Source organism: Streptomyces sp. NPDC098101 (assembly GCF_044760185.1).
In the GTDB taxonomy this organism is placed as follows: Bacteria; Actinomycetota; Actinomycetes; order Streptomycetales; family Streptomycetaceae; genus Streptomyces.
This window is the reverse complement of record NZ_JBIWAS010000003.1, coordinates 1,186,798-1,199,279: the sequence shown is the minus strand read 5'-3', so window position 1 is coordinate 1,199,279 and position 12,482 is coordinate 1,186,798. Positions and strand designations below refer to the sequence as shown.

Here is a 12,482-nt window from a genome sequence, read left to right as displayed (position 1 = left end):
GTGCCCGTCGCAGTCGTGGGGGCCGTGGGCGTCGCGGCCCGGGGGCGCGACGCCCCCGGCCACCGGGCGCCCGCCGGTGCCCGGCGGCCCCGCGGGGCCCGGGGGCCGGTGCCGCGCGGTCTGGTCCGGCACCGAGCACACGAGGCCGGCGACGAGGCGCGGAAGGCCGGCGGACGGCGGCGCCGTCGGGTCGGACCGTCGGTCCTCAGGCCGTGCTCCACCCGTCGCCCCCCTCGGAATCTGATGTCCCGTCACTTCGCTCCCCGGCGTCAGCCCGTACTCGACGCAGTCCCCCGCTCCGGGACGATACACCAGGTTGGTCACTCAGGGACAGGGTCGCAGTACTCTCCGTGACGACCAGGGGTGTTGTGTCCGGTGTGCGCCGGCGTGCGCCGTCCGGACGCGGTCCGCGACCCCGTCGGACGGCGCGGCTCAGCCGGTGGTGAGGAGGACGTTGGACAGGTCCTCGCCCGCCGCGAACCGCCGCAGCTGTGCCGCGATCAGCCGCTTCGCCCTCGGCATGAAGGCGGAGGTGGAACCTCCCACGTGGGGGCTGATCAGGACACCGGGAGCGTGCCACAAAGGGTGCCCGGCCGGCAGCGGTTCCGGGTCCGTGACGTCGAGCGCCGCCGTGATCCTGCCGCTCTCGACCTCCTTGAGCAGGGCGTTCGTGTCGACGACCGGGCCCCGGGCGACGTTCACCAGGAGCGCCCCGTCCCTCATCCGGGCGAGGAACCCGGCGTCGGCGAGATGCCTGGTGGCGGGCGTGAGCGGGGTGGAGAGGACGACGACGTCCGCCTCCGGGAGGAGCGCCGGCAGGTCGGCCAGGGCGTGGACCGGGCCGCGCCCTGTGGTGCGCGCGGAGCGTGCGACGCGCGCCACCCGCGCGCACTCGAAGGGTGCGAGCCGGTCTTCGATCGCGGCGCCGATGGAGCCGTACCCGACGATCAGGACGGACTTGTCGGCGAGCGCCGGGTAGAAGCCGGCCCGCCACTCCTCGGCGTCCTGGCCGCGCACGAATCCGGGGATGCCGCGCAGCGAGGCCAGGATCAGGGCGAGGGTGAGCTCGGCGGTGCTGGCCTCGTGGACGCCCTTCGCGTTGCACAGGGCGACGCCCGGCCGCAGCGATCCGATGCCGGGGGTGACGTGGTCGATGCCGGCGGAGAGGGTCTGCACGACCCGGACCGAGGTCATGCCGTCCATCGGCCGGACGGCGATCTCCGAGCCCTTCATGTACGGGACGACGTAGAAGGCGCAGTGGGCGGGGTCGGCGGGGAACTCCGGCCCGCCGTCCCAGAAGCGGTAGTTCAGGCCCGACTCGCCCGGCTCGGGAAGATCCTCGATCTCGTCCGCGGGAATCGGAAGCCACACGTCGGCGGCGGTGTCTTCGCATCTCATGTCCGGGAGGCTATGCGAAGAATCCCGTGCCCCATTGGTTACTTTGGGGGGCGGCACAGGGAGGGGTACCGGCAGGTGGAGCGCAGGACTATCGGGGCGACGGCGCTCGACGTGGGTGCGATCGGCCTGGGGTGTATGCCGATGAACTGGGCGTACAGCCGTTCGCAGCAGCGCGGGGACCGCTCGCTGCGGACCGTGCACGCGGCCCTCGACGCCGGGGTGAGCCTGCTCGACACCGCCGACATGTACGGCCCGTTCACCAACGAGCTGCTCGTGGGGCGGGTGTTGAAGGAGCGGCGGGCCGACGCGTTCGTCTCGACGAAGTGCGGGCTGCTCGTCGGCGACCAGCACGTGGTCGCCAACGGGCGCCCGGGGTACGTGCGTCGGGCCTGCGACGCCTCGCTGCGGCGGCTCCAGACCGACGTCATCGACCTGTACCAGTTGCACCGGGCTGATCCCGAGGTGCCGGTCGAGGAGACCTGGGGCGCGATGGCCGAGCTGGTGTCGGCGGGCAAGGTGCGGGCGCTCGGGCTCTGCGCCGTCGGCGCCCGGTCGGGACGGCGGGCCGCGGGCCGCGACGGCTACGAGGGAACGATCCGGCAGCTGGAGCGGATCCAGCAGGTCTTCCCGGTGGCGGCGGTGGAGGCGGAGCTGTCGGTGTGGTCGCAGGAGGCGCTGGTGCGGCTGCTGCCCTGGTGCGCGGCCCGGGGCGTCGGCTTCCTGGCGGCGATGCCGCTGGGCAGCGGCTTCCTGACCGGGACGCTGACCCCGGGCGGCGGTTTCGAGCCGGACGACCCGCGGGCCCGGCACCCCCGCTTCACGGCGGAGATGATGGCGGCGAACCAGCCGCTCGTGGCGGGCCTGCGGCGGGTGGCCGCGCGGCACGGGGCGGAGGTCACCCCGGCGCAGGTGGCCCTGGCGTGGGTGCTCGGCCGGGGACGGCACGTGGTGCCGGTGCCGGGGGCGAAGCGGGAGCGCTGGGCGGTGGAGAACGCGGCGGCGGCCTCGCTGCGGCTGACCCCGGCGGACCTGACGGAGATCGAGTCGCTCCCGGCGCCCCGGGGGTCCTGGGACTGAGCGGGCGGGGCACCGTTTTCCGGAGGGGTTCCGGGGGCCGGTTCCGGAGGGGTTCCGGGAGCCGGTTCCGGAGGGGTTCCGGGAGCCGGGAATCCCGGGCCTCCCCGGGCCGGGTGTCCCTGGGGTCCCGGCCCCCGGCCCGGCCCGGTGGGAACCCCTCCGGGCCGGGAGGTGTTCTCAGGGGTAGGGATGCCGTTCGACCCGTCGAGCCCGCCGGACCCTCCGAAGGGGAGCGTGCCATGAAACGTCCTGTCGTCGTGAAGGCCCTGGGGGGCGCCGTCGCGCTGGTCCTGGCGGCCGGCTGCTCCTCGGGGGGCGCGTCCTCGGGAAGCACGGAGGAACGCCCGCGTACGCCCCCGTCGGCATCGGCCTCGGCTTCGGCCTCGGCTTCGTCCTCGGGGACCGCCGCCGCTCCCCCGGCCGCCGGGCGGGTGACGGTGGCGGGGACGCTGACCGAGGGCCTGAAGTCGCCGTGGGGGCTCGCGGAGCTGCCCGGCGGCGACCTGCTCGTCTCCTCGCGGGACGAGCGCACGATCACCCGGATCGACGGCCGGACCGGCGCGAAGACGCCGCTCGGCGAGGTCCCGGGGGTCGTGCCGGGCGGCGAGGGCGGGCTGCTGGGCCTCGCGGTCCGGGACGACCGGGTGTACGCGTACCTGACGGCGGCCTCGGACAACCGGATCGTGCGGATGCGGTACGGGGGCGGGGCCGGCGACCGGCTCGGCCCGCCGGAGCCGGTCCTGACCGGCATCCCCAAGGGGTTCACGCACAACGGCGGGCGGATCGCGTTCGGCCCCGACGGGATGCTGTACGCGGGGACGGGCGAGACCGGCGAGACGGGCCTGGCGCAGGACCGGGAGTCGCTGGGCGGGAAGGTCCTGCGGATGACGCCGGAGGGCCGTCCGGCGCCGGGCAACCCCTTCCCGGGCTCGGTGGTGTACTCGTACGGCCACCGGAACGTGCAGGGGCTCGCCTGGGACGCGGACGGGCGGCTGTGGGCGGCCGAGTTCGGGCAGAACACCTGGGACGAGCTGAACCTGGTCGGGGCCGGGAAGAACTACGGCTGGCCGGAGGCCGAGGGGAAGGCCGGGAAGCGGGGCTTCGAGGACCCGGTGGCCCAGTGGAGGACCTCGGAGGCCTCCCCGAGCGGCATCGCGTACGCGCGGGGCGCGATCTGGATGGCCGGGCTCCGGGGCGAGCGGCTGTGGCGGGTCCCGCTCTCCGGCGCGGAACGTTCCGGGGAGCCCGAGGCGTTCCTGGAGGGTGGGCACGGACGGCTGCGGACCGTGCTCGCGACGGGCGGCGACCGGCTCTGGCTGGTGACCAGCGAGACCGACACCCGGGGGACGCCCGGGCCCGGCGACGACAGGATCCTCCGCCTCCGGGTGGGGTGAGGGAGGCGGTGACCGTGTTCGGTCCGATGACGGAGCTGTTCGCACCGGGGCGCAGGCACGCGGAGGACGAGCGGCAGCGCCTCGCCCTGACCCGGGAGGACCAGGGGGACGCGGATCCGGGACGGGGTCCGATAGACCTGCGGTCGGGGCGGGTGACGATACGGGTCCCCCGCGCGGAGGAGGACTCCGGCGGCGGGTCAGCGGGGGACGTCGAGGAGGTGCAGGCGGTGGGCGAGGGCGGCGGCCTCGCCGCGGCCGGCGACCCCGAGCTTGGCCAGGATGTGGGAGACGTGGACGCTGGCCGTCTTCGGTGAGATGAACAGCTCCCCGGCGATCTGGCGGTTGGTGCGGCCGGCCGCGACCAGGCGCAGCACGTCCTGCTCGCGGGGCGTCAGGCCGAAGGCGTCGTCCGCGGGCTCCGCCGGTGCCGGGGGCCGCTCCTCGGGGGCGAGGGAGAGCCGGGCGCGGGCGGCGAGGAGGTCCACGTCCTCGCGGAGCGGGCGGGCGTCCAGCCGGTCGGCGGTGGCGCGGGCCCCGCGCAGCAGGGCGGCGGCCTCCTCGCGCCGGCCGCCCTCGGCGAGCAGGGCGTCGGCGAGGCGGTAGCGGGCGCGGGCCAGCTGGGCGGGGCGGTCCAGCGGCTCGTAGGCGGCGACGACCTCGGCCCAGCGGGCGGCGGTCTCGCGGCCCTCGGCGCGGGCCAGTTCCTCGGAGGCCTGCCGGGAGTGCGCGGCCCAGACGGGGACCGGGGCGGCCAGGGAGCGGAAGCAGCGGCGGATCAGGGCGAGCGCCCCCTCGCGGCCCTCGTCGGCGGCGGGCAGGCCCCGGCTGTCGGCCTCGGCGGTGACGGCGGTGAGGACGAGCGGCCAGCCGTAGCGGTGGGTGCCGGGCGGGAAGCCGCCCCGCTCGGCGGCGGCGAGCTCGGCCCGGACGTCGGCGACGCGGCCCTCGGCGGCGGCCACGGCGACCGCGACCTGGGCCATGGGCAGGGTGTACTGCGGGATCGGGTCGCGGGTGCCGTAGACGGCCCGCGCGTCGGCGAGGTGGCGGGCGGCGGCGTCCGGTTCGCCCCGGGCGGCGGCGAGCTGGGCGAGCCGGAGGGAGGCGGAGCCCCGGGGCTTGGTGCTGGTGGCGGAGCGCAGCAGCCGCTCGGCGGCCTCCTCGACCTCCTCCCAGCGGCCCAGGGAGAAGAGGGACTCGGCCCGGTTGGCCTCGGCCCAGCCGACGCTGTCGACGAGCCCGTACCTGCGGGCGAGGCGGATGCCGGCCTCGGCGATCTCGACGGCCTCCGGGGAGCGGCCGAGGAACTCCAGGGCGGAGGCGATGTTGATGTGGGCGCGCGCGGTCTCGGTGAACTGGCCGAGGGCGCCGGTCCGTTCGCGTACCGCGTGCATCTCGGCGAGGCCGGTCTCCACGTCGCCGGCCGCGACCATGATGGTGCCGAGGGTGAGGCGGGCGTTGAGCTCGATCGACTCGGCCTTGACGAGGCGGGCGTACTCGACGGCGCGTTCGGCGGCGGTGAGGGCGTCGGGGCCCGGGTCGCGCAACATGCCCCAGCCGGCGGCGCCGACGAGGACGACGGCGTGGACGGCGGAGGGCGGGAGGCCCTTGACGAGTTCCTGGGCGCGGGCGATCTCCTCGCGTCCGTCGCCCCGGCCGAGGTTGGACTGGAGGCGGGCCTTCTCGGTCCAGAACCAGGCGGCGCGCAGGGGGTCGCGCTCCTCCTCGCCGCCGAGGATCCGCAGCGCCGTCTTCCCGATCTTGAGGGCGCGTTCGCGTTCGCCGCTGAGCCGGGCGGCGACGGCGGCCTCGGCGAGCAGGTCGAGGTGGCGCAGGGGTGCGGTGTCGGGGTCGCAGCCGCAGGGCGGGTAGGACTCGGCGTAGTCGATGGGGCGCAGCGAGGCCCGGACCTCGGCGGGGGCCTCGTCCCAGAGTTCCATGGCCCGTTCGAGGAGCCGGAGCTGCTCGGCGTAGGCGTGGCGCTTCCGGGTGGCGACGGAGGCGCGCAGGACGGCGGGCAGCGCCTTGGCCGGGTCGTGGGCGTGGTACCAGTACGTGGCGAGCCGGGTGGCGCGCTCGTCGGCCCGGACGAGCGTCGGGTCGGCCTCCAGGGCCTCGGCGTAGCGGCGGTTGAGGCGGGAGCGCTCGCCGGGCAGCAGGTCGTCGCTGACGGCCTCGCGGACGAGGGAGTGCCGGAAGCGGTAGCCGTCGCCGTCGGGGACGGCGAGCAGGATGTTGGCGCCGACGGCGGCCCGCAGCGCCTCGATGAGGTCGTCCTCGGCAAGCCGGGCGACGGCGGCGAGGAGGCCGTACTCGACGGTGGAGCCGCCCTCGGCGACGATCCTGACGACCCGCTGGGCGTCCTCGGGGAGGGCCTCGACCCGGACGAGGAGGAGGTCGCGCAGGGAGTCGCCGAGCCGCCCGGGGGCGCAGCCGGCCTCGTGGGAGACGACGAGCTCCTCGACGAAGAAGGCGTTGCCGTCGGAGCGTTCGAAGACCTCTTCGAGGAGGCCGGGGTCGGGTTCGGCGGCGAGGATGCCGGTGAGCTGGTGGTGCACCTCGGTGCGGGTGAAGCGGGGGAGCTCGATGCGGCGGATGGTGCGGAGCCGGTCGAGTTCGGCGAGGAGGGGGCGCAGGGGGTGGCGGCGGTGGATGTCGTCGGCGCGGTAGCTGGCGACGACCACGATCCGGCCGCGCCGGAGGGTGCGCAGCAGGTAGGTGAGGAGGTGGCGGGTGGAGGTGTCGGCCCAGTGCAGGTCCTCCAGGACGAGGACGAGCGTGCGGTCGGCGGCGAGCCGTTCCAGGAGCCGTACGGTCAGCTCGAAGAGGCGGGCGGTGGAGTCCTCGTCGGCGGGGTCGTGGCCGCCGGGGTCGCCCAGTTCGGGCAGCAGCCGGGCGAGTTCGCCGTGCTGGCCGTCGGCTGCGGCGGTCAGCTCGTCGGGGAGCAGGCGGCGCAGGGCCCGCAGGGCGGCGGAGAAGGGGGCGAAGGGCAGTCCGTCGGCGCCGAGCTCGACGCAGCCGCCGAGGGCGACGACGGCGCCCCGGTCGCGGGCCGTGCCGGTGAACTCCTCGATGAGCCGGGTCTTCCCGACGCCCGCCTCGCCCCCGACGAGCAGGGCCTGGGGCTCTCCCGCGGTCGCGCGGGAGAGCGCCTCGGCGAGGGCGCCGAGCTCGCCGGCCCGGCCGACGAAGACGGGACTGACGGACCTGGTCTCCACACGGCCGAGCATCGCACAGGCGCCCTCGGGGACGCGCGTACGGGGGCCGGGGGCCGCGCCCGGCTCGGGTGCCGTGCCGGGGGCGGGCGGCACGGGGAGGGTCACGCGGCCCGGGTGAAGCGGGTGGGGCCGCTGTCGTCGTCCGTCGGTTCCTCCGTGGTCCGGCGGGCGGGGCGGGGCTTCCGGCTCGCGGACGCGGCGGCCTCGTGGGACAGACGGCGGGCGTCGGCCTCGCGGACGAGCTGGGCGTGGTTCATGCGGTCGATCTCGTACTCGAACATCGGTGCTCCCGGGCGGGTCGGTAGGGGCGTCGCTTCTCGCGACGCCTCTACGGTCGTCTCCCAGGGGGCCCGGTCGCATCGGGCGAGTGCCGCATCTTCGGGGCGCGGGGGTCCTTAGGCCGCTCCCCGGGGAGGCCTTAGGAGCCGGCGGTCGGGAGGCTCAGGAACAGGTCGAAGTAGGTGCCGATCGACAGGAGCACGCCCAGGCCGCCCAGGACGGCGCCGGCGACGGCGACCGCGCGGACCCAGGCGGGGCGCCGGGGCAGGAGCAGCACGGTGACGGCGACGATCAGGGCGAGCAGCGCGAAGACGCCGTTCACCAGGGCGGTGCTGTGCCAGGCGTCGCCGTAGATCTCGCTGATCTGCTGGGTGGGGGTGCCGGAGCCGGAGGTCTTGATCTGTCCGACGAGCGTCTCGCGCTCGGAGACCACCTTGCCGGTCCAGGTGCCGGTGAGCGCGACGGCGCCGAGGGCGGCGGAGACCACGGCGGCGGCGCCCGCGCCGACTCCCGAGTCCGTGGCGGCGGAGGCCTCCCGCCCGTCGAGGTCCCCGTCGAGGTCCCCGTCCAGGTCCTCGTCCACGTCCACGTCCTCGACGAGCGGCTCCGTGCCGTTCTCCGGCTCCACCGCCTCGTCGGTCTTCTCCGCGGGCTCGGTCTTCTCGGTCGTCTTGATGTCCATGCGGCGCACGCTAGGGGTCCCGTATGAGAGCGGCCTTAACGCGCCCGCAATCCTCGCGGGTTGACGTATCACCTCACTCGCGCGCACCCTTGAGGTGATACGTCAACTCAATGAGGAACGAGGGGAAGCCATGCCCAAGATCGCCGTCGTCGTGGGAAGCGTGCGACCGGGTCGCGTGACGCGAGAGGTGGCCGAGTGGGTGCACAAGTCCGCCGCCGCCCGCACCGCCGCCGACTACGAACTGGTCGACCTCGCGGAGTACGACCTGCCCGCCTACGACGAGGCCCTGCCCCCGCAGTACGGCCGCTACGAGCACGCCCACACCCGGCGCTGGGCCGAGAAGGTCGCCGAGTTCGACGGGTACGTCTTCGTCACCCCCGAGTACAACCACAGCGTTCCGGCGGTGCTCAAGAACGCGCTCGACTTCGTCTACGGCGAGTGGAACGACAAGGCGGCCGGGTTCGTCAGCTTCGGCGGCACCGGGGGCGTCCGCGCGGTGGAGCACCTGCGGCAGATCGCGGCCGAGCTGCGGATCGCGACCGTCCAGGCCCAGCTGGCGCTGCCGATCGCGCTGGACTTCCCCGCGTACCCCGCCTTCGCCCCCGGCGAGGGCCGCGCGGAGGAGCTCTCCCGGGTGCTCGACCAGGTCGAGGCCTGGGCGGGCGCGCTCGCGCCGCTGCGCGGCTGACCCCGCGCGACCGGACCGGGCCGGATTGACCGGCGGGAACGGGGGGTGTTGTGCTGGGGGGTTGACGGGTCGGTCCCCCAGCACGGCAAGGAGCGCGGAGATGAGCGGTACCTCGGAGTGGCTCGACGGGCACGAGGAGAAGGCCTGGAACGCGTTCTTCGAGATGCAGATGCTCTTCTGGCCGCAGATGGCCCGCCGGCTCCAGCAGGACACCGGCCTCTCCGAACCGGACTTCGCCATCCTCGGCGCGCTCGTCCGGGCCCCGGAGGGGCGGCTGCGGCCCTACGAGCTGAGCGGGGTGACCCAGTTCGAGAAGAGCCGGCTGCACCACCAGCTGACCCGGATGGCCGGGCGCGGCCTGATCACCCGCGAGCGATGTCCCGGCTCCTCCCGGGGCGCGGTCGTCGCGCTCACCCCGCGGGGCCGGGAGGCCGTCACCGGGGCCTTCCCCCGGCGCGCGGAGCACGTCCGCCGCTGGCTGACCGGGCCGCTGACCCCCGCGCAGCTCGACGCGCTCACCGAGATCTCCGGGACCCTCGCCGCCCGCCTCCGCGCGGAGTCGGAGGGGACGGGGGCCGAGGGGGCGGGATCCGGGGGGACGGGGCCCGGGGAGACGGGTTCCGGAGAGACAGGGTCCGGGGCTGTCGGGCCCCCGGCGGCCGGGGGCTGCTGAGGACTACCGGGGCTGCCGAGAAGTACCAAGGCTGCTGAGGAGTGCCGGGGCTGCCGAGGAGTACCGGAGCTGCTGGGAAGTACCGGGCGGATCGGCTACGCCCCCGCCCGCTCCCCCCGCTCCTCCCCCTCAGCCCGCTCCTCCCCCTCCTTCTTCGCCGCCCGCCACTCCGGGGCCAGGACCGACCAGATCTCGGTGTCCGTGCGCGTGCCCCGGTGCGGGTAGTTCTCGCGCAGGACGCCCTCCTTCGTCATCCCGAGGCGGCGGGCGACGGCGACGCTCGCCTCGTTCCTCGTGGAGGCGTACCACTCGACGCGGTGGATGCCGCGCTCCTCGACCGCCCAGTCGATGATCACCCGGCAGGCCCGGGTGACCAGGCCCTTCCCGGCGGCGGACGGCTCCAGCCAGCAGCCCGCCTCGGCGGTGCCGTACGTCACGTCCATGGTCCGGAGCATGACGCCGCCGACGAGGGTGCCGCCGGTCCAGATGCCGAGGATCCGGCCCGCGTCGTTCGCGGCCTTCTCGGCGTACGAGCGGAGGAAGGAGCGGGCGGAGTCCAGGTCCGTGACGATGTCCGGGAGGCCGATGTGCCGCCCGATGTACTCCCGTCCCCGGTCCATGTGGGCCAGGAACTCCTCCGCCCGCCAGGGCTCCAGGGGCCGCAGCTCGGCGCCGTCGTCACCCAGCGATATCGCGAACATCCTCGTTCTCCTCCGTGGTCGGGACCGTCACGCGCTGTGCGGGGATCTTCGCACGCGCGTCGGCGGTGGCCCGGCTCTCCGGCGGTTCGATGCTGATCCGGGGCAGCAGGCGGTCGAGGCCCTTCGGCAGCCACCAGTTCGCGCCGCCGAGCAGGTGCATGAGGGCGGGGACCAGGAGGGTGCGCAGGACGAAGGCGTCGAGGGCGACGGCGGCCGCGAGCGCGATGCCGAACATCGCGATCACCCGGTCGCCGGAGAGCACGAACGCCAGGAAGACGGAGATCATGATGACGGCGGCGGAGTTGATCACCCGGCTGGTCTCGGCGAGGCCGACCCGGACCGCCCGCCGGTTGTCGCCGGTCTCCAGCCACTCCTCGTACATCCGGCTGACCAGGAAGACCTGGTAGTCCATGGAGAGTCCGAAGAGGACGGAGACCATGATCACGGGGAGGAAGGGTTCGATCGGTCCGGCGCTGCCGAGGCCGAGGAGTTCGCTCCCCCAGCCCCACTGGAAGACCGTCACGACGACGCCGAAGGCGCCGGCGACGGCCATGACGTTCATGGCGGCGGCCTTGAGCGGGATGCCGATCGAGCGGAAGGCGAGCAGGAGCAGCAGACAGCCGAGGGCGATGACGACGCCGACGAAGAGCGGCAGCTTGCCGACGATGATCTCGGCGAAGTCGTCGTACGAGGCGGTGACCCCGCCCACGTTCACGTCCAGGGAGGTGCCCGCCTCGGCCCTCGGCAGGACGTCCTGGCGCAGCCGGTCGACCAGCTCGCTGGTCGCCTTCGACTGCGGCGAGGAGTCGGGCACGACGGTGAGGACGGCGGTGTCGCCGGAGCTGTTGTACGTGACCGGGGAGACGGCCGCGACGCCCTTGGTCGCGGAGAGCGCGGCCGGCAGCTGGTCGAGGGCGACCCGGTCGTCGGCGCCGTCGAGTCCGGCGACGAGGGTGAGGGGGCCGTTGACGCCGGGCCCGAAGCCCTCGGCAAGCAGGTCGTAGGCCTTCCGGGTGGTCGCGGTGGCCGGGCCGTTGCCCTGGTCGGAGGTGCCGAGGTGGAGCGAGAGGGTGGGCAGCGCCAGGACCGCCATGACGACGGCGGCGACGGCCCCGAGGAGCTTGGGGTGGCGCTCGACGAAGGCCGACCAGCGGGCGGCGAAGCCGGTGGGCAGCTCCGGCTGCGGCCCGTGCTCGGCCAGGGTGCGGCGCTCGCGCCGGGACAGGGCGCGCGTTCCGATCAGGGAGAGCAGCGCGGGCAGGAGCGTGACGGAGGCGGCGACCGTGAGGACGACGGTGAGGGAGGCGGCGATGGCGACGCCGTTGAGGAAGCTCAGCCGCAGGATCAACATGCCGAGCAGGGCGATGCAGACGGTGGCCCCGGCGAAGACGACGGCGCGGCCGGTGGTGGCGACGGCGGTCTCGGCGGCCTCGGCGACGGACAGGCCGCGTTTGAGGCCCTTGCGGTGCCGGGTCACGATGAAGAGCGCGTAGTCGATGCCGACGCCGAGGCCGACGAGCATCCCGAGCATGGGGGCGAAGTCGGCGACGGTCATCAGATGGCCGAGCAGCACGATCCCGGAGTACGCGATGCCGACGCTGACGAGCGCGGTGGCGATGGGGAGCGCGGAGGCGGCGAGCGAGCCGAAGGCGAGGAAGAGGACGACGGCCGCGACGGCGACGCCGACGACCTCCGCGACGTGTCCGCCGGGGGCCTCGGTGAGGGCGACGACGGTGCCGCCGAGCTCCACCTGGAGCCCGTCGGTCTCGGCGGCCTCGGCGGTGTCGACGAGGGCCTTCGCCTGGCTCTCGGGGACGTCGTCGGCCTGCTCGGCGAAGGTGACGGTGGCGTAGGCGGTGCGGCCGTCCTCGCTGATCCGTCCCGCCGCGTCCCCGTACGGGGAGGTCACGGCGGCGACGCCGGGCAGCTCGGCGACCTCGCGGAGCACGCCGGTCATCCGCTCCTGGACGGCGTCGGCGCGGACGCTGCCGCGTTCGGTGTGCCAGACGATGGTGTCGGCGTCGCCGCCGAGGCCGTGGAAGCCCCGGTCGAGGAGGGCGGTGGCGCGGCCGGACTCGGTGCCGGGGACCTCGTAGTCGTTGGAGTACGCGTTCCCCGCGAGGATCGCCCCGGCGCCGGCCCCGCCGAGGGCGAGGAGCCAGAGGAGGACGGCGACGAGGCGGTGCCGGATGCACCACCGGGCGATGGCTGCCAAAGGACGTGCTCCCTGGGTGGTTCGTGGATCTTTCCCGGGGAACGGCCCGATAAAGAACGCATGACCTACGTGCGCCCACTCTCGCAGCCAAACGTGATCGTTTGCCCCTTTCGTGTCGATGGTCACAGCGGTGTCGTTCACCGGGGCGCGGGAGGGCCGG

At 74.8% G+C, this 12,482-nt stretch carries 11 protein-coding genes; 5 read left to right on the top strand and 6 right to left on the bottom strand.

Translation table 11 applies throughout. The annotated features are described in order from the left end of the window. Positions 1-432: 432 nt before the first annotated feature. Positions 433-1,398, bottom strand: coding sequence for a 2-hydroxyacid dehydrogenase (locus ACIQVI_RS18480; protein WP_351969316.1), 966 nt, complete (start codon positions 1,396-1,398; stop codon positions 433-435). A gap of 75 nt (positions 1,399-1,473) precedes the next feature. On the opposite strand from ACIQVI_RS18480, the gene ACIQVI_RS18475 reads away from it, so the two are divergent. The 3 genes from ACIQVI_RS18475 (at position 1,474) to ACIQVI_RS18465 (ending at position 4,183) form a co-directional block, all read left to right on the top strand. Next, positions 1,474-2,475 (top strand): aldo/keto reductase, encoded by a 1,002-nt coding sequence (locus ACIQVI_RS18475; protein ID WP_403596699.1) that lies wholly within the window; start codon positions 1,474-1,476, stop codon positions 2,473-2,475. Positions 2,476-2,714: 239 nt separating this feature from the next. After that, a complete protein-coding gene (locus ACIQVI_RS18470) occupies positions 2,715-3,869 on the top strand; it encodes a PQQ-dependent sugar dehydrogenase (protein WP_403596696.1) in 1,155 nt (384 codons plus the stop codon). Between the two features lie 26 nt (positions 3,870-3,895). After that, complete coding sequence (locus ACIQVI_RS18465; RefSeq protein ID WP_403596924.1) at positions 3,896-4,183, top strand: DUF6191 domain-containing protein; 288 nt, start codon at positions 3,896-3,898, stop codon at positions 4,181-4,183. Here ACIQVI_RS18465 and ACIQVI_RS18460 read toward each other — a convergent pair. From ACIQVI_RS18460 to ACIQVI_RS18450, 3 genes are all read right to left on the bottom strand, one after another. Then, the gene (locus ACIQVI_RS18460; protein ID WP_403596921.1) at positions 4,067-7,096 is read right to left on the bottom strand and encodes an AAA family ATPase; all 3,030 of its coding nucleotides are present in this window, start codon (positions 7,094-7,096) and stop codon (positions 4,067-4,069) included. The two genes, ACIQVI_RS18465 and ACIQVI_RS18460, sit on opposite strands and share 117 nt — an antisense overlap. An 89-nt stretch (positions 7,097-7,185) precedes the next feature. After that, positions 7,186-7,365 carry a hypothetical protein gene (locus ACIQVI_RS18455; protein WP_403596693.1) on the bottom strand — a complete coding sequence of 60 codons (180 nt, stop codon included), beginning with the start codon at positions 7,363-7,365 and terminating at the stop codon, positions 7,186-7,188. Positions 7,366-7,502: 137 nt separating this feature from the next. Then, positions 7,503-8,045 (bottom strand): hypothetical protein, encoded by a 543-nt coding sequence (locus ACIQVI_RS18450; protein ID WP_403596690.1) that lies wholly within the window; start codon positions 8,043-8,045, stop codon positions 7,503-7,505. 130 nt (positions 8,046-8,175) lie between these two features. Here ACIQVI_RS18450 and ACIQVI_RS18445 point away from each other — a divergent pair, with 130 nt between their 5' ends. Next, entirely contained in the window at positions 8,176-8,733 is a 558-nt protein-coding gene (locus tag ACIQVI_RS18445) for an NAD(P)H-dependent oxidoreductase (protein WP_351969311.1), read from the top strand. A 100-nt stretch (positions 8,734-8,833) separates the two neighbouring features. After that, on the top strand, positions 8,834-9,406 hold the full coding sequence (locus tag ACIQVI_RS18440; protein ID WP_403596687.1) for a MarR family winged helix-turn-helix transcriptional regulator: 573 nt from the start codon (positions 8,834-8,836) through the stop codon (positions 9,404-9,406). A gap of 95 nt (positions 9,407-9,501) precedes the next feature. Here the strand turns inward: ACIQVI_RS18440 and ACIQVI_RS18435 are convergent, their stop codons facing one another. Beyond that, positions 9,502-10,107 (bottom strand): GNAT family N-acetyltransferase, encoded by a 606-nt coding sequence (locus ACIQVI_RS18435; protein ID WP_403596684.1) that lies wholly within the window; start codon positions 10,105-10,107, stop codon positions 9,502-9,504. Beyond that, positions 10,085-12,322: an MMPL family transporter gene (locus ACIQVI_RS18430; RefSeq protein WP_351969308.1), complete on the bottom strand. Its 2,238-nt coding sequence runs from the start codon at positions 12,320-12,322 to the stop codon at positions 10,085-10,087. The genes ACIQVI_RS18435 and ACIQVI_RS18430 overlap by 23 nt, the downstream gene beginning before the upstream one ends. Positions 12,323-12,482 lie beyond the last annotated feature (160 nt).